This window comes from Luteimonas sp. Soil_N_1 (assembly GCF_057656255.1).
Map to the genome: position 1 here is coordinate 456,746 of NZ_JBDGKS010000001.1, position 18,793 is coordinate 475,538.

The window sequence follows — 18,793 nt, forward strand, 5'->3', positions numbered from 1 at the left end:
ATGAGCACCAGCACGGCGGCGGCGATCGCGCCGGCCCGGCGCAGATGTCGATGCATCATCGGGTGGCGTCTCCGTGTTCGCTCATACGAGGTTGAAGCGCTCCGAATACAGCCGGTCCGACGGCACGCCACGCGCGACGAGCTCGGGTTCGACCGCATTCGCTAACGCATCCGGGCCGCAGACATAGACCGGCAACGCGGCCAGATGCGTCGGCAGCCGACGATCGATGAGGTCACCGTCGACATGTCCGGTCTCGCCGTCCCAGTCGTCGGGCGCGTGTTCGAGGACGTGGATCACGGTCAGTGGCAGGTCTTCCGCGAGCGCGGCAAGTTCGTCGCGATACAGCACGTCGTCCCAGTCCGGGTTGCCGTAGACCAGCCACAGCGGCGCGGTCGCGCCGCGATCGCGCGCAGTGCGCAGCATGCTGATGATCGGGGTGATGCCAACGCCGCCGGCAATGAACACCGCGCCATCCGGACACTGCGCCGGCAGGTAGACGAATTCGCCGTACGGACCTTCGACGAAGGCGCGCATACCCGGCGACAACGTGGCTACGCTTTCCGTGAAGTCGCCCAGCGGTTTGATCGTGAATTCCAGCGACGCGTCGTCAGCGCTGGAGCTGATCGAGAACGGATGCTGCTGCAGCCGCCACGGCGTGTCGCCAATCGTGATCCACGCGTACTGGCCGGGGCGGAAATTGAGCCCGGCGTGACCGGCCGGCAACAGACGCAGCATGTGGCTGCCATCGCGCGCGGTGTCGACCGACTGCACGGTCCACGGCCGTCGTGAGAGACGGCGCGGTCGCAGTACGCGGTTCTCGAGTACCGCATAGATCGACGCACCGACGGCCAGCACCAGCGCGGCCTTCTTCCACAGCGGCGCGGTGTAGTGACCGACCATCAGCGCATGGCCGAGGCCGATCGCGACGACCGCCAGCGCGAGCACGCCATGCAATGCGCGCCAGTGCTCGTACTGCAGGCCGAACGACAGTCGCCACAGGGATGTCATCGCCAGCCACGTCACCGCGAGCAGCGCGCTCCACAACGACGTCGCGCGCAGCCAGTCCTCGCGTGGATCCAGATAGTCGAGAAACCGCCCATCACCCAGAAACATCGTCAGCGGATGCGCCAGTACCAGTCCCCAGCCGAGTAGTCCGGTCTGGCGGTGGAATTGCAGCACATCGTCCTGACCGAGTCCCTTCGCGAACCAGCGCTGGCGGCCCGAGGTCAGCGCCTGCGCCGACAGCACCCCAAGCCCGAGCAGCCCGAGCATCGCGCCGGTCTCGACGATGCGGTCGCGCACCGCGGGCGGATTGCCGCTCAATGCGATCGCCATCGGCAGCAACGCAAGTGCCATCCACGCGAGCAGCCACAGCAGCAGGCGGCGCCAACGGGTGTTCATGCCGACGGCCCATCGGCGGCACTGCGTTGCACGCTGCGCAGCAGGGCGACGACCAGACACATGCCGACGACCAGATAGGGCAGTCCGCTCGGCACCCACATCAGCAGGCCGGCGAGCTGCTGGTCGCCCAGCGCATCGAGACCGGCGAGCAGGGCGCGATCGGTGTAGGCCGGATACAGCAGACGCGGCGAGAACGTCAGCAGCGCGCCCAGGAACCCCATCAGCATCATCGCGGTGACCAGCGAGACGAGTGCGCCGGTCGCGCCGCCGTCGCGGGTGCGTAGCCGATGCAGCACCGCGCTCCAGAACCACAGGCCAGCGAGGAGCACGCTGGCGAGCATCAAGCGATGCAATGGTTCGCTGGCGAGCGTGGCCGAGGTCGCCGCGGGCAGATGCCACAGCCACATCGTGCCGACATGCACGAGTGTCGCGGCGCCGAGCTGTGCCTGCGCGAATCTGCCGACCCGTGCGAGCACCCGCGAGACCTGTGACGCGACTGCCGGCGGCAACGCATGGGCTGCGACCACACCCGGCCGTGCCATCAGCAGCAACGGCGGCGCCCATGCGAGCAGCGTCATGTGCTGCGCGACGTGCGCCGACAGCGCGTAGGCCGCGAATGTGTCCAGCGGCCACACCAGCGCGAAGCCCAGTGCGAGCATGCCGGCAGCGAAGGCGAGCGGGCCGCGCCATGCGTCCGCGGTGCCGGTGCCCGCGGATGCTCGGCGCATGCGCATGAGGCCTGCGGTGTACAGGAGTGCAGCCAACGCCAACGGTAGCAACGTCCACACCGACAGCGTCCACGCATAGCCCAGCGGCGGCGGTGGACCTTCCGGCATCGCCGCGCCGGCCGTCGATGCGACCAGCAGGAGCGCCAGACCGGCGGCGGCCGGGACGAGGGCGGTGACACGCGACATGCGACCGACCCTAGCAGCCGGCAGCTGGACACTGCGTCGAGGTGCACGCGACGCCACACGGATTTGATGCGCCTGCGCGTAGGCTGCGCGATTCGACGATTCGTGGAGCGCCGGTGTACTTCTGGCTCAAGGTCCTGCACATCCTGGCGATGACGGTCTGGTTCACCGGCCTGTTCTTCCTGCCACGCCTGTTCGTCGCCCGGCACCGCCGCGAGATCGATTCCGATCCCGCGTACTGGAATCCGGTGGCCAACACCCTGTTCTTCCGGATCATGACGCCCGCCGCGCTGCTGACGATCACGTTCGGCGGCATCCTGATCGCCTGGAATCCCAGCGGCGCGTGGCTGGTGCTCAAGCTCGTCGTCGTCGCGGCGGCAGTGCTGCTGCATCTGTACATGGGGCTTCTGCTCTACGAGCTGGGCCACGACCGCTGCCGGCATGGGCCGACGTTCTTCCGCGTGATCGGATGGATCCCGTTGGTGTTGTTGCTGCTGATCGCCGGATTGACGGGGGCCAAGCCGCAGACACTCGGCGATCTGCCGGCACCGCCATCGCGCAATGTGGATGTGGAGGATGTGGTGCCCGGACTCGAGGAGGGTGCTGCTCGGCCGTAGCGCTGTGCGCTGCTGTTGGCCTTGCCTTGGCTCCACGCGGAAAAGTGCAGCGTCAGTGCAGTTCGCAGACCCATAGGGCGCCGCCCATGGATGGGCGGCGTTTTTCGATCGAGCCATGGATGGCGAGTCGAAAAATCCCGGAACGAATGACACGCCGGATGTGCTTCGTCGGGGAGGCCCTTTCTTTTGCTTACTTTTCTTTGGGCCAACAAAGAAAAGTGAGTCGCTCGCCGACAGGCGAGTGAAAGCACTGCACTTTTGCGTGAGCCGCAGAAAGATCAACCGCTTTCGTCCGCTGTCGCGGCCGAGTTCATTTCTTTTGGTAGACGCCAAAAGAAACAGAACCAAAGAAAAACGTCTCCCCGACACGTCCGAAGCCCGCGGCGTCATGTCCACCGGGATTTTCCGACTCGGCATCCTGCCTCGGTCGGAAAACGCCGCCCATCCGTGGGCGGCGCCCTCCGGGTAGGCAACTTCTGGAAGACGTCACGAGTTCGTAGAGTCAAAAGCGGAGCGCAACAGCAGCAGCACTGCAACAGCGGAGAGCGAACCGCTAACAGCGAACGGCGAACCCTATTCCGCCGGCGGCTTCTCCACAGCGTCCCGCCCACTCTCCGCCTCCGTCTCCTCATCCCCATACACACCCACACCATGCCGGAAGCTCAACGTACCGCCGAGCCAACCGGCGACGCCCACCAGCACCGCCATCGTCGCCGACGACAGCAGACCCCAGGGCCATACCGCTTCGGTGTGCCCGGGCAGCCGAAGCCACACGCCGAGCGCGGCCATCGCCAGCACCATGACCGCGACGATGAAGTGGTTCCATGCCGAGACGTGCCGGCGCACGACGCGGATCGACATCATGTCGATCGTGCCGACGATGCCGGCCAACACGCCGAAGCCGAGGCCGCCGACGTTGAACCAGAACGAGAGTTCGGCCCAGAACGGGGCGCCGAGCCAGAGGTAGAGGATGTCGGTGACCACGACCATCGACAGGAACGCGATCGGGAACGTCACCAGCATCGGATGGATGGGGTGCTTGGCGATCGCCAGCACGCTCTCCACGGTGTGGCTCTGCGTATCGGGAACGGGTTGGCGTAGATCCTTGCGCATCGAATATCCGGGTTAGGCGCAGGTCGGCAGCAGCGCGACCGGCAGGGCGGTGAAGGCGACGCCGATGGCGGCGATCAGGGCGACGAGCGCCGACAGTGCGGTGAGGAAGCGCAGGCGCGAGGTTTCGGTACGGCCATCGGTCTGCGCGCGTGCGACGCGCCAGGCGCGCAGTGCGCTCGCGCCGAACAAGGCAATGACACCCAGCGCGAGCACGGTCAGTGCCCACAGCACCCAGGTCATCGTTTCCAGCCCGGCCACCGGCGCGCGCCACAACGCGCGTGTACAGGCGAGCCCCTGCAGGCTGTAGACCACGACGAAATGCACCGCCCACACCACCAGCGGCATGGATATGCGAGTCAGGCCGATGGGCAGCATCGCACTCATGCGAACCTCGGGAACAGGTGCAACAGCGCCCATACGATAAGACCCTGCGCCACGACGTAGCGCCAGAAGCCGGTCGCGATGCGCGCTTCGAGACTGCGCACCGCATCGACATGGCCATGGTGGATGCGCAGCGCGACGAACCCGGCGATCAGCACCGCGACTGCGATGTGCAGCGCCTGGAACCCAGCCAGCGTCCACACCACCGAACCATACGCATGGCGCTGCGGTGCACCGACGGCCTCGGCGACTGCCGGTAACTGCAGGGCGAGACAGGCGATGGCGGACAGGATCGCGAATGCGCTCCAGATCACTGCTGCGCGTGTATGCCCGGCACGCAGGGCGATCGGCATGCGCCACGCGCCAATACCGGCCGCCAGCAATGCGCCGAGCGCGGCGAGCATCGGTGTCGAGGCCGTCAGCGTGGCACCACCGCCGGGCCAGGCCGGCGCGTTAAGCCACAGATAGAAGTAGGCGAACACCAGCGAGGCGAACAGCGAGCCGACGATCATCAGCGTGCCGACCAGTGCCCACCAGCCCGGCGCGTTACGTGCCATTGCCTGTGTGGGCAGGCGCAGGCCCGGCGCCACTTCGATCTCCAGCGGCGTCTCGCGGCCGTTGATCGTCCACAGCCAGCGCAGGAACAGGCCGATCAGCGGCAGCAGCATCAGGATCGACAACCAGTACTGCGAGGTGATGAACCCGCCGAGCATTACCGCGATCGTCAATGCTGCGAACAGCGGGAACCAGGTCGAGTCCGACAGCCGGATCGCCTGTTCGGGCTGCGCGGACTGGATGCCGGTGCCGAGGATCCAGCGCCGGCCATCGACGGCCTCGCCGAGCAGACCATCGGTACGCCGCGTCGCCTCGACTACACCCGGGTCGTGCCACAGGGGATTGCGGTCGTCGACGACCGGGATCGAGGCGAAGTTGTACTTCGGCGCCGGGTGCGGCAGCGCCCACTCCAGCGTGCCTGCCTGCCACGGATTCTCGGTGCCGCGGCGTCCGAGGCGGAAGCACAGCGCCACGTCGATCAGGATCGCGACGATGCCGACCGCGAGCACAAAGCCCGCTGCCGTCGACAGCAGGTTGAGCCACTGCACGCCGAGCTCCATTGCGTAGCTGTCGACACGCCGCGGCATGCCGACCAGACCGGTGATGTGCATCGGCAGGAACGCCAGATGGAAGCCGATGAACACCAGCCAGAAGCCGCTGCGGCTCAGCGACTCGGAGGGCATGCGTCCGCTCGCCAGCGGCAGCCAGTAGTACAGCCCGGCGAACATCGGGAACATCATCCCGCCGATCAGCACGTAATGCAGATGCGCGACGACGAAATGCGTGTCGTGCGCCTGCCAGTCGAACGGCACGAACGCGAGCATGACCCCGGTCAGGCCGCCGCAGACGAAGGTGATGAAGAAGCCGATGATGTAGAGCATCGGCACGCGCAGCCAGGGTTTGCCGGCCCACAGCGTCGCGATCCACGCGAAGATCTGGATGCCGGTCGGAATCGCCACCGCCATGCTCGCCGCGCTGAAGAACGCCAGCGCCAGCAGCGGAATGCCGACCGCGAACATGTGGTGCACCCACAGGCCGAAACTCAGGAAGCCCGTCGCGACCAGCGCCAGCACGACCCAGGTGTAGCCCACGATCGGACGGCGCGCGAAGGTCGGCACGATCGTCGATACCACACCCGCCGCCGGCAGGAAGATGATGTAGACCTCGGGATGGCCGAACAGCCAGAACAGGTGCTGCCAGAGCAGCGGATCGCCGCCGCGCGCAACCTCGAAGAACGCGAAGTCGAACGCGCGCTGGATCTCCAGCAACAGGCTGGCGAGGATCAGCGGCGGAAAACCGAACGCGATCATGAAGGCCGTCACCAGCACTGCCCACGCAAATAGCGGCATGCGCGTGAGGTCCATGCCCGGCGCGCGGGTGATCAGGATCGCGACGATCAGTTCGACCGCCGCGGTCACGGCAGCAATCTCGGCGAAAGTCACGCCGATCAGCCAGAAATCCGCGCCCTTGCCCGGCGAATACGTCGAATCGGTAAGCGGCGTGTACATGAACCAGCCGCCGTCGGGCACGCTGCCGAAGATGAAACTCGAATACAGAAAGATGCCGCCGAACAGGTAGCACCACCAGCCGAACGCCGACAGCCGCGGGAACGGCAGGTCGCGCGTGCCGAGCATCTTCGGGATGAGATACATCGCGAAGCCTTCCATGATCGGCACCGCGAACAGGAACATCATCGTCGTGCCGTGCATGGTCACGAACTGCGCGTAGCGTTCGGGGTCGAGCACGTTGAGACCCGGCCACGACAGCTGCAGGCGGATGAACATCGACAGCATGCCGCCGATCAGCAGGAACACCAGGCCGGTGACGATGAAGCGCAGCGCGATCGTCGTGTGGTTGACCGCGGTCAACTGGCCGACCAGGCCGCGGCCATTGGCCCAGACGCGTTCGAGCAGGGCGATGCGTTCGGCGTGACGCAGGTGATCGCCGGGCGTGGGAATCGTGTGGTCGGGAGTCAGGGTGCTCACAGCACGTCCTCGGATGCGCCGTGACGCGGGGGAGCACGGCCGGCCGGATGGCCGGGCGCGGGGGCTTCGATGGCGGGGGCGGGCTCGCGCGCGGCCAGCCAGTCTTCGATCGCGTCGGCGTCCATCACGCGCACTGGAAACACCATGCGCGCATGTTCGAGCCCGCAGAATTCCGCGCACTGGCCGCGCATCGGCGTAGCCTGGTCGGCGCGCAGGCGCAGGGTGTTCACGCGGCCGGGAATCGCATCCATCTTGCCGCCCAGGCGCGGGATCCAGAAGCTGTGGATCACGTCGTCGCTGGTGATGCGGTATTCGACCATCGCGCCCAGCGGCACGGCCAGCTCGTCGACGCTTTCCCCGATCACCTGTCCATCGGCGTCGCGATACCGGAAATGCCACTGCCACTGCCGCGCGGTGACTTCGACCACCGCATCGGGTTCGACGCCGACGCCGGTCACGCGTGCGCTGGTCAGGCTGCCGTAGACCAGCAGCGCGGCGAGCACGACGGTGGGAAAGGCGAGCCCGCCCCAGACCACCAGACGCTCGGGCCGGCGCAGCGCGCTATCGGCGTCGCGACGTCGCACGGCAAGCCACAGCAGGACCAGTACCAGCGCCCAGACGCCGGTGAACGTGCCGACCATCAGCCACCAGCCGCGGGCGATCTCGGCGGCGGCAGGGCCGGCGGGATCCAGCGCGGATTGCGGACCCGCACAGGCGGTGGCAAGCGTCGCGAGAGCGGCGCCGAGCAGAACGCCGGCAGTGCGGCGGAGCCGGTTCTTGATGTTGATTGCTGCAGCCCCGTCGTCCACGTACAAGGCCTGCCGGTCGACAGGCCCGCCGCTACGCTACCGATCGGCGCGGCCACGCTCCGTGAATGCGTCCTCACGACGGCGTCTTTGCAGGCTGCTCACACCAGAGGTTGCGGCCTGTCTGCAATCTCACGGATTGAGACGCTTCGCAGGCATCGTAGGCGCGTGAACCTGACCGACAAGCTCGCGATTCTTGCTGACGCCGCCAAGTACGACGCCTCCTGTGCGTCGAGCGGCGCGAACAAACGCGACTCGTCGAAAACGGGTGGCATCGGCAGTACCGAGGGCATGGGCATCTGCCACTCGTACACGCCCGACGGCCGTTGCGTGTCGCTGCTGAAGATCCTGCTGACCAATTTCTGCGTGTTCGACTGCGCCTACTGCGTCAACCGCGTGTCGAGCAATGTGCGCCGCGCGCGATTCACGCCCGAAGAGGTCGTGACGCTGACACTCGATTTCTACAAGCGTAATTACATCGAAGGTCTGTTCCTCTCCAGCGGCATCATCCGCAGCGGCGACTACACGATGGAGCAGATGGTCGAAGTCGCGCGCAGCCTGCGCGAGGATCATCGCTTCGCCGGCTACATCCATCTCAAGACGATTCCCGACGCCGCGCCGGAATTGCTGGCTGCGGCCGGCCGTTACGCCGACCGCCTGAGCATCAATATCGAGCTGCCGACCGAGGCTGGCATGACCGCATTGGCGCCAGAGAAGACCCATGCCGGCATTCACGGCGCGATGGGTGAACTCAAGTGGCGCATCGACGAGGACAAGGACGCGCGCCGGATCAAGCGACAGGGCGTGACCGTGCGCCGCGCGAAGGCGCCACGCTTCGCGCCGGCTGGGCAGAGCACGCAGATGATTGTCGGCGCCGATGACGCCAACGACCGCAGCATTCTGGAAACCAGTAACCGTATGTATGGCACCTACCGGATGCGGCGGGTGTATTACTCGGCCTTCAGCCCGATTCCAGATGCCTCGAAGAACCTGCCGCTGCAGTCGCCGCCGCTGCTGCGCGAGCACCGGCTGTATCAGGCCGACTGGCTGCTGCGCTTCTACGGCTTCGATGTCGAGGAAATCACCCCGGACGCAGTGAACGCGGCGGATGTGGACGCCCAGACGCCCGGCATGCTCGATCTCGACGTCGACCCGAAGCTAGCCTGGGCGCTGCGCAATCCGACACGCTTCCCGGTCGACATCAACCGTGCCCCGCGCGAAATGCTGCTGCGCGTGCCGGGCCTGGGAACGCGCAACGTCGAGCGCATCATCTCCGCGCGCCCGCATGGCGCCTTGCGCCTCGATGATCTCGCCCGCCTGCGCGTGCCGTTGAAGAAGATCATGCCGTTCGTGATCACGCCGGGCCATCACCCGCGCCAGCGGCTCGACGATCCGACCCGCCTGCGCACCGAACTCGCCCCGCAGCCGCGGCAGGCGAGCCTGTTCTGAGTCGCGTCGCCGTCATGGTGGAGCGCATTGCATGGGCGGGCGACACGGGTGTCGAGGGCTGCCCGCACAGCAGGCGCGATGTGCCGGGAAACACCGGAAGCGGGCGACTTTGCCGCGGCGTTGCTGCTGTCGTGGGTCGCCCGTGAGGTCCGCACCTGCGCCATTACGCGTCACCGCACGGATCGACCCGCCCTGGGATGCCGCCGTCTGGCGCACCGCTGCGCGTACTGCTCTGTGTGCGGGCCTGCCGCCCGAGCAGCTCGACTGGAGCGGCGGCGCGCAGGGGTCGCTGCTTGGCGGACTCGATCTGTCGATGCTGCCGGCGCAGCGCACTGCCCCTCGTGTGCCGTCCGAGTTCCTTGCCATTGCCGGTGCCGTGCTCTGCCATCGCTCCGAAGACCGTCACGGTCTGCTGTACCGCCTGCTCTGGCGCATCGCCGAAGGGGAGCGTGCGTTGCTGCAACGTGCATCCGATCCCGACGTGCATCGCGCCACCACGATGGCGCAGGCGGTGCGCCGCGACAGCCACAAGATGAAGGCCTTCGTGCGTTTCCGCGAAGTGCCCGGCGATACCGATCGCTACATCGCCTGGTTCGAGCCCGACCACCACATCGTCGATCGCGTCGCGCCCTTCTTCGCGCGGCGCTTCGCCGGCATGCGCTGGGCGATCGTGACGCCGTATCGCACGGCGATGTGGGACGGCGAGGCGCTCGCGTTCGCCGACGGCGGTTCGCGCGCCGATGCACCATCGGAAGATGCGCGCGAAGATCTGTGGCGCACCTACTACGCCAACATCTTCAATCCGGCGCGGCTCAACACCACGATGATGCGTGCCGAGATGCCGCAGAAATACTGGAAGCATCTGCCCGAGACCGCGCTGCTGCCCGACCTCGTCCGCGATGCCGGCCTGCGCGTGCGCGAGATGGCCGAACGCGAACATGAAGCGCCACGTCGCCGCATTCCCGCGGCGCCGGCGCCCGTGCCGGCGGTGGCCGGCTCGCTCGAAGCGCTGCGCGAATCCGCGCGCGATTGCCGTCGCTGTCCGCTGTGGCAACCGGCGACGCAGACCGTTTTCGGCGAGGGGCCGTCCGGCGCACGCACGATGATCGTGGGCGAGCAGCCGGGCGACGAAGAGGATCTGTCCGGGCGTCCGTTCGTCGGCCCCGCGGGGCGTCTGTTCTCGCGCGCGCTGGACGAGCTCGGCATCGACCGCAGCACCTTGTACCTGACCAACGCGGTCAAGCATTTCCGCTTCGAACCGCGCGGCAAGCGCCGCCTGCACAAACGGCCGGACGTCGCCCACATCGAGGCCTGCAATGGCTGGCTGCGTGCGGAGATCGCCCAGGTCAAACCCGAGCGTATCGTCTGCCTCGGCGCGAGCGCGGCGCGCGCGGTGTTCGGTCCGGGCGTGCGGCTGACCGAGGAGCGCGGCATCTGGCGCACGCGCGAGGACGGTGTGCGCGCGTTCGCCACCGTGCATCCCTCGTGGGTACTGCGCCAAGGGGATCCGCAAGCACAGGCCGACGCCTACGCCGGCTTCGTCGACGACCTGCGCCAGTTGCTGGCGGCCTGATCGCGCATCCACGCGAACCGCGTCTCGCGCCTCTCGCGCCTCTCGCGTCGCTTGCGTCGCTTGCATGAACGGTGCCGTCTCCCGTTCACCTGCACTTCGCAGCGGTCGCAGAACACTCCGCGCACCCCAATCGCAGGAGCGTCACGATGAAGCACACCACCGCAGTCCGTGGCCTTGTTCTGGCCCTCTCGCTCGCCGCTGGCGCTGCCGTTGCGCAGGACGCCATGACCAGCACCCAGGTGCGCGCCGCATTGACCGAAGGCGGCTACACCGACATCCACGATGTCGAGTTCAAGGACGGCATCTGGAAGGCCGACGTCACCGACGCCAACGGCACCAAGATCGACGTGCGTCTGGACCCGGCCACCGGTCGCGTCTATCCGGAGACCGCGGGAGCGACCAGCCTCGGTGAAGCCGACATCCGCGCCAAGCTGACCGCCGAGGGTTTCACCCGCATCGAAGACGTCAAGTTCGACGACGGCATGTGGGAGGCCGAGGCCGACAACGCACAGGGCCAGCGCATGGATCTGAAGCTCGATCCGGAAGACGGCCGCATCGTCAGCCAGTCGCGCGACTGATCATCCGCGTCGCGAAACAGGAACGCCCGGCTTCGGCCGGGCGTTCTGCTGTGCGGAATCCGGAGACGGCGCGTCAGTCGCGGGCGTGATCCGGAATCGGCACGTCGTGCGGCATCTCGTCGCGCACGCAGTTGGCCGCGTCCTTGGGCGCTTCCGCGTTCGTGTCCACGCAACGGGCTGCGATCATCGCCCAGCGTGACACCGCGTCCTCGCGCGCCGACAGTGCATCGGTCGCGACCATCCAGCGGGCGATGTCGACCAGTCGCGCACGTTCGTCGAGCGACGACACCGCATCGATCGCCGCGGTGCTGACGATAAAGCTGTGTGCGAAGGCCGCAGTCGTGCGCTCGGATGAAATGTCCGGCGCAACGATGCCGCCGGGCGCCTCGAGCAGCGCATGCAGTCCGGTTGCTTCGCGCGCCTTGAGGTCGCCGGCCGAGCCGATGCTCATGCGCAAAAGCACCGTCGCGCTGAGCGCGCCGATGAAGATGCCGATCATCAGGACGAATACGGCGCCGACCAGCAGCGGGCCACGTGGGCGTGGCGCATCGGTGTCGTCTTGGGAATTCCGGTTCACACGCACACTCCATCGCCGGCCGGTTGCCGGCGGCGGCATAGGCTAGCGCAGCGCGGTCGCGATGCGGCGGTACGGGGTGCGACCGATCAGCGCAGCCAGCCCGCAAGTTCCTCGCGGCTCAGGCGGCCGTCGCGGTTGCTGTCAATCGCGTTGAACTCGGCATCGAGTGCCGGATGTGCCCTGGCTTCCGCACGGCTGACGTAACCGTCGCCGTCCACGTCGAGCGCGGCGAAGTCGACCCGGTACTGGTTGGCCATGGCCGAACGCGGTTCGTAGGAGCGGACGATGATCTGCGGGCCTTCGCCGCGATCCAGTGTGACCACGCCCGTCTGGCGTCCTGCCTGCGATGACACCGGCGCGTCGCCCTGCTGCAGCGGCGATGTGGTGACCTGGGCTGCGGCGGGTAGCGCGGCGAACAGGCACAGCGCGACGATGTGGAGCGTCCGGAACATGATGTTTCCCCTTGGGTGATGCGGTCCGACAGCGTCGCAACCCGCCCCCGCATGGTGGGTGAACAGGCGTGCCCCGGACGGCTGCTGCGGCGTCGCATGCCTGCGCAGGCCGCCTTGCCTCAGCGGTGGCGCAGCCGGAGCACCACGGTCTGCACCGTCAGCACCGCACCGATGCCCAGTGCGACCCAGGCCGAGGTCACCGCACCCGGCAGCGGCCACCCGGTCTGCTTCATCCATACGGCGAACAGGCCCCAGAGCGCGATGGCCAGATAGGCCACATTGCCGCGCATGCGCCAGTTCAACGCGAGCAGTACCACGGCCGAAATCGCCCACAGCACCAGGCTCCAGCCCAGCATGCGTCCGGTGGACAGCAGGTCGTAGGCGACGATCGTCTGGGCGACGTTGAGGAACGCCGCCAGCGACAGCCAGCCGGCATGGATCGACAGCGCGAGCCAGGCCAGGCGGTGACGTCCGGGCACGCCGGGGCGTGACAGCTGCGCCGCGCACCAGGCCAGAGATGCCAGTGCACCGAAGATCACGACGACGCAGGCCAGGAACATGCCCGCCGAGAACAGCGGCATCCAGATCGTGGTGAGGAAGAAGCCCAGCGCGGCGACCGGCGCGATGCGGCCGAGGATCGGGTCGTGTCGGCGTGTACCCGTCGCCTGCCAGAGCGCGTAGGCCAGGTCGAGCAGGAAGATCAGGCCCCACACCGAGAACGCGTAGCCGGCGGCGACCAGCAACGTGGGATACCGGTCGGAGATCGTGCCCTGGTCCGGACCGAACATGCCGGTCTGGGACAGCCACGCCACCACGGGCATCGCGATCGCGCACAGCAGCACCAGCAGGCGCATGTCGAATTTCCGGCAGGGGACCGGCGCGGATGCTCGCACCGGTTGCGTGAGGGTCATGTAGGAGTGCGGAAGCGGTCCGGTGACGCGTACCGGTGGCGTCGGCGTGGTGCACGCGGAGCCTTCGCGTATCTCCGGCCCGATGCCGACAGCGCTGGCCGGCACGGTCGGAAACCGGGCGAAGACACGTGACGTCGCCCGCGGTCGCGAGGCCGGATCGCCACGCTCCCCATCGCCCGGCGCGCGTGACCCGCAGCGCCGCCCGGCAAGACGTTCTGCATCTCCGCCGCCGGCGCGCGTCGCGTCTGCAGCGACAGGGCGGCGCGTAGAATGGACGCATGGATGTTTCGCATTTGCTCGACGGGCTGAACCCGGCCCAGCGCCAGGCCGTATCCGCCTCCGATTCCCATTTCCTCGTGCTGGCCGGTGCCGGCAGCGGCAAGACCCGCGTGTTGACGCACCGGATCGCGTGGCTCAACGAGGTGGTGGGCGTGCCCGCGCACGGCATCTTCGCCGTCACCTTCACCAACAAGGCTGCCGCCGAAATGCGCCACCGTGTCGACGCGCAGCTGCGCAACGGCGCGCGCGGCATGTGGATCGGCACCTTCCACGGCCTGGCCCACCGCCTGCTGCGCCTGCACTGGCAGGACGCGAAGTTGCCCGAGAGCTTCCAGATCCTCGACAGCGACGATCAGCTGCGGCTGGTCAAGCGCGTGGTGCAGCAGCTCGAACTCGACGATGCGCGCTTTCCGCCACGGCAGATCGCCTGGTGGATCAATGCGCAGAAGGACGAGGGCCGCCGACCGCAGCACATCCAGGATGGCGCCGACGAATGGTCGGACGTCATGCGCAAGGCCTATGCGCTCTACCAGGAGCGCTGCGACCGCGCAGGTCTGGTCGATTTCGCCGAGATCCTGCTGCGCGCGCACGAACTGCTGCGCGACACGCCGGCGCTGCTCGCGCATTACCGCCAGCGGTTCCGCCATCTGCTGGTCGACGAGTTCCAGGACACCAATGCCATCCAGTACGCCTTCGTGCGCGTGCTGGCCGGCGACACCGGCAAGGTGTTCGTGGTCGGCGACGACGACCAGGCCATCTACGGCTGGCGCGGCGCGAAGGTCGAGAACGTGCAGCGTTTCCTTCAGGACTATCCGGGCGCGGAGACGATCCGTCTCGAACAGAACTACCGCTCCAGCGCCAACATCCTCGGCGCCGCAAATGCGGTGATCGCGCACAATCCCGAGCGCCTGGGCAAGCAGCTGTGGACCGACAGCGGCGAAGGCGATCCGATCGACCTGTACGCCGCCTACAACGAGATCGACGAAGCGCGCTACGTCGTGGAGCGCGCGCTGCAGTGGGTACGCGACGGCGGCAGCCACGGCGACATCGCGGTGCTCTATCGCAGCAATGCGCAGTCGCGTGCGATGGAAGAGCAGCTCGTCGCCGAGCAGGTGCCTTACCGCGTCTACGGCGGCGTGCGCTTCTTCGAACGCGCCGAGATCAAGGACACGCTGGCCTATCTGCGTCTGGTCGCCAACCGTGACGACGACGCGGCGTTCGAGCGCGCGGTCAACACGCCGCCGCGCGGCATCGGCGAGCGCACGCTCGACGAGGTGCGCCAGCTGGCGCGCGGGCAGGGCATTCCCTTGTGGGAAGCGGCGGTCCGCAGCGCACAGGGCAATGTGCTGGCCGGGCGTGCGCGTAACGCGCTGGCCGGTTTCGCCCAGCTGATCGACCAGCTTTCGGTCGAACTGGCTGATCTGTCGCTCAAGGACAAGATCGACCACGTGCTGGCGCGCTCGAATCTGCGCGTGCACTACGCCAACGAATCGAAGGGCAGCGCGGACTCGCGCGTGGAGAACCTCGACGAACTGGTCTCGGTCGCCTCGCGTTTCGTCCGCGGCGACGACGAGGAAAGCGCGCAGCTGACCGAGATGGTTGCGTTCCTCGCCTACGCCTCGCTGGAAGCCGGCGAAAGCCAGGCCCAGGCCGGCGAGGACGGCGTGCAGCTGATGACGCTGCACAGCGCCAAGGGTCTCGAATTCCCGCTGGTGTTCCTGGTCGGTCTGGAGGAAGGCCTGTTCCCGAGCGCGCGCACCGCAGAGGAAAGCGGGCGTCTGGAGGAAGAGCGCCGGCTCGCGTATGTGGGCATCACCCGCGCGCGGCAGAAGCTGGTGCTGACCTATGCCGAAGCGCGGCGTCTGCATGGCCAGGACATGTTCGGTGTGCCCTCGCGGTTCCTGCGAGAGATTCCACCGGCGCTGCTGCACGAGGTGCGCGCGAGGGCGCAGCCCACCCGGGCATCGTTCCCGCAGCGGCAGCGCGACATGGGACACGCCAGCCTGGCGCCGTCGGTCGGCGTGCGCCTGGGCCAGACCGTGTCCCACGCGAAGTTCGGCGCCGGCACCGTGACCGACATCGAAGGTGACGGCGCGCATGCGCGCGTGCAGGTGAACTTCGACGATGCCGGCAGCAAGTGGCTGGTGCTGGCTTACGCGAACCTGCAGCCGGCCTGAGGCCGGTCGGCGGGCGACGGGGCCGGAACGGCCTCAGTCGCGGATAGCGAAGGTCGGGTGTTCGTCGAGGCGGCCATCGGCCTCGACCGCAATCCAGCGTCCGCTGTTCTTCTGGAACAGCACCGGCACCGGGTCGCGGAACAGCGGGCGCCGCACGAAACGCAGGGACCAACCGAGCGCTTCGAGCGTTGCGATGGCCGCCGTCTGTTCGCGGGTCAGGCCTGCGCGCAGGCTGGCATCGTCCGGTGGATCGGGACGACGACGGTCTGATGTACTCATGCGCTTCTCGGTGCTGGTCCGGCCGCGGGGGTCCGATGCTACGTGAACAGGCGATTCCGGACCAACCCGTCTGCGAGGCGCTCCGCCGCATCCGCGCAGGCACGCGTCGACCCGGGTAGGCTGTGCGGCCGCGGCCGCAGGGCCGACCTTCCAGAGACTGCACGATGGCGCTCGCGATTCCGGTTCTACGTCTGGCCCGTTCACGTCTGGCGTGGGCATCGGTGCTCACGGCAGGCCTCGCCGTTCCGGTCCTCGGTCACGCGGCCGAAGGCATGTGGACGCTCGACAACCTGCCCAAGGCTCAGCTGCAGTCGCAGTTCCAGTTCGCGCCCGACCAGGCCTGGGTGGACCACGCGATGCAGTCCTCGGTGCGCCTGGCCGGTGGCTGCTCGGGCTCGTTCGTCTCGCCCGACGGTCTGGTGCTGACCAATGCACATTGCGTCGTCGGGTGCGTGCAGGGCCTGTCCTCGCCGCAGCGCGATCTGCAGAACGACGGCTTCGTCGCCGATGCGCGCGGTGAGGAACTGCAGTGTCCGGCCGAGGAACTCAACGTGCTGCGGGAGATCACCGACGTCAGCACGCGTCTGGCCGGTGTGGTCGAAGGCAAGCAGGGCCAGGCCTACGTGGACGCGCGCAATGCCGAGAAGAGCCGCATCGAGTCGGAATGCGTCGGCGACGATGACGCGAAGACGCGTTGCGATGTGGTCGAGCTCTACAACGGCGGCCAGCAGCATCTCTATCGCTACCACCGCTATTCCGACGTGCGCCTGGTGTTCACGCCCGAGTATTCGGTCGGCTTCTTCGGCGGCGATCCCGACAATTTCAATTTCCCGCGCTACAACCTCGACGCCGCGCTGCTGCGCGCCTACGAGGACGGCAAGCCGGCGAACGTCGAGCATCACTTCACGCTCAACCCCCAGGGCGCCGAGCCGGGCGACCTGGTCATGGTCACCGGCCACCCGGGCCGCACCCAGCGCCAGCTCACCGTCGCGCAGCTGGAAACCGTGCGTGACGTCAGCCTGATCAACAACCTGCTGTGGCTGGCCGAACGCCGCGCGATGCTGGGCCAGTACGGCCGCAGTGACGAGGAGGCCACACGTCAGGCGCAGTCCGATCTCACGTTCACCGACAACAGCTACAAGGTGTTCCGCGGCCAGCTGCAGGCGCTGCTCGATCCGCAGGTGTTCGCCGGCAAGCGTGCCGAGGAAGCGCGTCTGCGCGACGGTGTGGACGCCGCGCCGTGGAACGAGGTGGAAGCGGCGCAGGTCGTCGCGCGTCAGCTCGCCGTGCCCTACATGCTGCTCGAGCAGGGTCGTGGTTTCGATTCGCGCCTGTTCGGCATCGCCCGCACGCTGGTGCGCGGCGGCACCGAGCGCGCGAAGGCCAACGACGCCCGTCTGCCGGAGTTCCAGGAGGCCGGCCAGGGCCGCCTGCGCCAGACCCTGCTGAGCAAGGCGCCGGTGTATCCGGAGTTCGAGATCGCCAAGCTGACCTGGTCGCTGACCAAGTTCCGCGAACTGCTGGGCACCGACGATCCGCTGGTGAAGTCCGTGCTCGGCACGCAGTCGCCGGCGCAGGTCGCCAAAGCGCTCGTCGAGGGCTCGAAGCTCGCCGACGTCGCCGAGCGCGAGCGTCTGTGGAACGGTGGCGCCGCGGCGATCGAAGCCTCGGACGATCCCTTCATCCGTCTGGCCCGCGCGGTCGACGCGCCGGCGCGCGCGGTGCGTCAGCGGCAGGAGTCGGAAGTGTCGTCGGTCGAATCGCGCGCCGCCACCCAGATCGCGAAGGTGCGTTTCGAGAAGCTCGGCACCACGGTGTATCCGGATGCGACCTTCACCCTGCGCCTGTCCTACGGCGACGTCGCCGGCTGGGAAGAGAACGGCCAGGCGATCGAACCGTTCACGACGATGGGCGGCGTGTTCGCCCGCAACACCGGCGCCGAACCGTATGCGTTGCCCAAGCGCTGGCTGGATGCGGAAGGCACCATCGCCCAGGACACGCGTTTCAACTTCGTCAGCACCAACGACATCATCGGCGGCAACTCAGGCAGCCCGGTGATCAACCGCGATGCACAGGTGGTCGGCCTCGCGTTCGACGGCAATATCCATTCGCTGGGTGGCAGCTTCTGGTACGACCCGCGCCTCAACCGCACGGTGTCGGTGCACAGCGCGTCGATCGTCGAATCGCTGAAGTCGGTCTACGGCGCCGATACGCTGGTGGACGAACTGCTGCGCAAGTAAGGCATCAGGTCCGACTTCGACGGCGCCCGCGATCCGGGCGCCGTTGTCGTGTCAGGGCCCCGCGGGCGGTGGCCCGGCCGCCGGATCCGGGCGCAGGCCGAAGCGGTCGATCGCGAGCAGCACCCCGACCGCCAGCACCGTGCCGGCCGCCCCGTACAGCGCATCCCGCGGATCGGGTGTGTTCAGGACCGGAATCCACAGCTCGTACACCACGTTGGCCAGCAGGCAGGCGGCGGCGAGCGCCAGCACGTGCAGGCGTCGCACGCCCGTCATCAGCCACGCATAGCCGATACCGGCGACCAGCATCCAGGACAGTCCGAAGTTGGAGACGTGGCTGTAGAACTCCGGGTCGAGGGCGAGCAGCAGGTCGCTGCGCCACTCCGGCATCTTGCGACCGGCCAGCAACGCCGCATTCGCGGCCAGCAGGACGAGAAATGCGATGGCGGCGGCCGGTGTCGGCACTCGGCGCAGCATGGGGCGGGCGGCGGTCGGCGGGGCATCCACCGGCG

Annotated in this window: 17 protein-coding genes; 6 read left to right on the forward strand and 11 right to left on the reverse strand. The window is 67.8% G+C overall.

The window, feature by feature from the left end; translation table 11 throughout:
- Window positions 1–81: 81 nt before the first annotated feature.
- Together AC3A4E_RS02175 and AC3A4E_RS02180 are read right to left on the reverse strand one after the other, a co-directional pair.
- Entirely contained in the window at window positions 82–1,401 is a 1,320-nt protein-coding gene (locus AC3A4E_RS02175) for a ferredoxin reductase family protein (protein ID WP_487629936.1), read from the reverse strand.
- Entirely contained in the window at window positions 1,398–2,315 is a 918-nt protein-coding gene (locus AC3A4E_RS02180) for a cytochrome c oxidase assembly protein (protein WP_487629937.1), read from the reverse strand. Before AC3A4E_RS02180 ends, AC3A4E_RS02175 begins: the two co-directional genes overlap by 4 nt.
- A 113-nt stretch (window positions 2,316–2,428) precedes the next feature.
- On the opposite strand from AC3A4E_RS02180, the gene AC3A4E_RS02185 reads away from it, so the two are divergent.
- The gene (locus AC3A4E_RS02185; RefSeq protein WP_487629938.1) at window positions 2,429–2,929 is read left to right on the forward strand and encodes a CopD family protein; all 501 of its coding nucleotides are present in this window, start codon (window positions 2,429–2,431) and stop codon (window positions 2,927–2,929) included.
- Window positions 2,930–3,502: 573 nt separating this feature from the next.
- Here AC3A4E_RS02185 and AC3A4E_RS02190 read toward each other — a convergent pair.
- Genes AC3A4E_RS02190 through AC3A4E_RS02205 form a run of 4 tightly spaced genes read right to left on the reverse strand, consistent with a single transcriptional unit; the run spans window position 3,503 to window position 7,772 of the window.
- Window positions 3,503–4,042 carry a DUF2231 domain-containing protein gene (locus AC3A4E_RS02190; protein ID WP_487629939.1) on the reverse strand — a complete coding sequence of 180 codons (540 nt, stop codon included), beginning with the start codon at window positions 4,040–4,042 and terminating at the stop codon, window positions 3,503–3,505.
- A gap of 12 nt (window positions 4,043–4,054) precedes the next feature.
- The gene (locus tag AC3A4E_RS02195; RefSeq protein ID WP_487629940.1) at window positions 4,055–4,426 is read right to left on the reverse strand and encodes a hypothetical protein; all 372 of its coding nucleotides are present in this window, start codon (window positions 4,424–4,426) and stop codon (window positions 4,055–4,057) included.
- Entirely contained in the window at window positions 4,423–6,963 is a 2,541-nt protein-coding gene (ctaD, locus tag AC3A4E_RS02200; RefSeq protein WP_487629941.1) for a cytochrome c oxidase subunit I, read from the reverse strand. The genes AC3A4E_RS02195 and ctaD overlap by 4 nt, the downstream gene beginning before the upstream one ends.
- A complete protein-coding gene (locus AC3A4E_RS02205) occupies window positions 6,960–7,772 on the reverse strand; it encodes a cytochrome c oxidase subunit II (protein WP_487629942.1) in 813 nt (270 codons plus the stop codon). Before AC3A4E_RS02205 ends, ctaD begins: the two co-directional genes overlap by 4 nt.
- A 165-nt stretch (window positions 7,773–7,937) precedes the next feature.
- Here AC3A4E_RS02205 and AC3A4E_RS02210 point away from each other — a divergent pair, with 165 nt between their 5' ends.
- The 3 genes from AC3A4E_RS02210 (at window position 7,938) to AC3A4E_RS02220 (ending at window position 11,369) form a co-directional block, all read left to right on the forward strand.
- Window positions 7,938–9,218 carry a putative DNA modification/repair radical SAM protein gene (locus AC3A4E_RS02210; RefSeq protein WP_487629943.1) on the forward strand — a complete coding sequence of 427 codons (1,281 nt, stop codon included), beginning with the start codon at window positions 7,938–7,940 and terminating at the stop codon, window positions 9,216–9,218.
- A gap of 142 nt (window positions 9,219–9,360) precedes the next feature.
- Window positions 9,361–10,791, forward strand: a complete 1,431-nt coding sequence (locus tag AC3A4E_RS02215) for a UdgX family uracil-DNA binding protein (RefSeq protein WP_487629944.1) — start codon at window positions 9,361–9,363, stop codon at window positions 10,789–10,791.
- A 146-nt stretch (window positions 10,792–10,937) separates the two neighbouring features.
- A complete protein-coding gene (locus AC3A4E_RS02220) occupies window positions 10,938–11,369 on the forward strand; it encodes a PepSY domain-containing protein (RefSeq protein WP_487629945.1) in 432 nt (143 codons plus the stop codon).
- Window positions 11,370–11,442: 73 nt separating this feature from the next.
- Here the strand turns inward: AC3A4E_RS02220 and AC3A4E_RS02225 are convergent, their stop codons facing one another.
- From AC3A4E_RS02225 to AC3A4E_RS02235, 3 genes are all read right to left on the reverse strand, one after another.
- Complete coding sequence (locus AC3A4E_RS02225; RefSeq protein WP_487629946.1) at window positions 11,443–11,946, reverse strand: hypothetical protein; 504 nt, start codon at window positions 11,944–11,946, stop codon at window positions 11,443–11,445.
- Between the two features lie 86 nt (window positions 11,947–12,032).
- A complete protein-coding gene (locus AC3A4E_RS02230) occupies window positions 12,033–12,398 on the reverse strand; it encodes an EF-hand domain-containing protein (RefSeq protein ID WP_487629947.1) in 366 nt (121 codons plus the stop codon).
- A gap of 119 nt (window positions 12,399–12,517) precedes the next feature.
- Window positions 12,518–13,252: a hypothetical protein gene (locus AC3A4E_RS02235; protein WP_487629948.1), complete on the reverse strand. Its 735-nt coding sequence runs from the start codon at window positions 13,250–13,252 to the stop codon at window positions 12,518–12,520.
- 335 nt (window positions 13,253–13,587) lie between these two features.
- Here AC3A4E_RS02235 and uvrD point away from each other — a divergent pair, with 335 nt between their 5' ends.
- Window positions 13,588–15,765 (forward strand): DNA helicase II, encoded by a 2,178-nt coding sequence (gene uvrD, locus AC3A4E_RS02240; RefSeq protein ID WP_487629949.1) that lies wholly within the window; start codon window positions 13,588–13,590, stop codon window positions 15,763–15,765.
- 33 nt (window positions 15,766–15,798) lie between these two features.
- Here the strand turns inward: uvrD and AC3A4E_RS02245 are convergent, their stop codons facing one another.
- Window positions 15,799–16,044, reverse strand: a complete 246-nt coding sequence (locus AC3A4E_RS02245; RefSeq protein WP_487629950.1) for a hypothetical protein — start codon at window positions 16,042–16,044, stop codon at window positions 15,799–15,801.
- Between the two features lie 164 nt (window positions 16,045–16,208).
- Between AC3A4E_RS02245 and AC3A4E_RS02250 the strand changes: the two genes are divergently transcribed.
- Window positions 16,209–18,284, forward strand: coding sequence for a S46 family peptidase (locus tag AC3A4E_RS02250; protein WP_487629951.1), 2,076 nt, complete (start codon window positions 16,209–16,211; stop codon window positions 18,282–18,284).
- 51 nt (window positions 18,285–18,335) lie between these two features.
- On the opposite strand, the gene AC3A4E_RS02255 is transcribed toward AC3A4E_RS02250, so the two are convergent.
- Window positions 18,336–18,758, reverse strand: a complete 423-nt coding sequence (locus AC3A4E_RS02255) for a hypothetical protein (RefSeq protein WP_487629952.1) — start codon at window positions 18,756–18,758, stop codon at window positions 18,336–18,338.
- Window positions 18,759–18,793: the final 35 nt, after the last annotated feature.

What these genes read in the sequence shown, in the direction of transcription:
- AC3A4E_RS02175 (WP_487629936.1), bottom strand. Translation starts at nt 1,401, where the DNA reads ATGAACACCCGTTGGCGCCGCCTGCTGCTGTGGCTGCTCGCGTGGATG.
- AC3A4E_RS02235 (WP_487629948.1), bottom strand. Translation starts at nt 13,252, where the DNA reads ATGCGCCTGCTGGTGCTGCTGTGCGCGATCGCGATGCCCGTGGTGGCG.
- AC3A4E_RS02245 (WP_487629950.1), bottom strand. Translation starts at nt 16,044, where the DNA reads ATGAGTACATCAGACCGTCGTCGTCCCGATCCACCGGACGATGCCAGC.
- uvrD (WP_487629949.1), top strand. Translation starts at nt 13,588, where the DNA reads ATGGATGTTTCGCATTTGCTCGACGGGCTGAACCCGGCCCAGCGCCAG.
- AC3A4E_RS02195 (WP_487629940.1), bottom strand. Translation starts at nt 4,426, where the DNA reads ATGAGTGCGATGCTGCCCATCGGCCTGACTCGCATATCCATGCCGCTG.
- AC3A4E_RS02250 (WP_487629951.1), top strand. Translation starts at nt 16,209, where the DNA reads ATGGCGCTCGCGATTCCGGTTCTACGTCTGGCCCGTTCACGTCTGGCG.
- AC3A4E_RS02230 (WP_487629947.1), bottom strand. Translation starts at nt 12,398, where the DNA reads ATGTTCCGGACGCTCCACATCGTCGCGCTGTGCCTGTTCGCCGCGCTA.
- AC3A4E_RS02190 (WP_487629939.1), bottom strand. Translation starts at nt 4,042, where the DNA reads ATGCGCAAGGATCTACGCCAACCCGTTCCCGATACGCAGAGCCACACC.
- AC3A4E_RS02220 (WP_487629945.1), top strand. Translation starts at nt 10,938, where the DNA reads ATGAAGCACACCACCGCAGTCCGTGGCCTTGTTCTGGCCCTCTCGCTC.
- AC3A4E_RS02255 (WP_487629952.1), bottom strand. Translation starts at nt 18,758, where the DNA reads ATGCTGCGCCGAGTGCCGACACCGGCCGCCGCCATCGCATTTCTCGTC.
- AC3A4E_RS02180 (WP_487629937.1), bottom strand. Translation starts at nt 2,315, where the DNA reads ATGTCGCGTGTCACCGCCCTCGTCCCGGCCGCCGCCGGTCTGGCGCTC.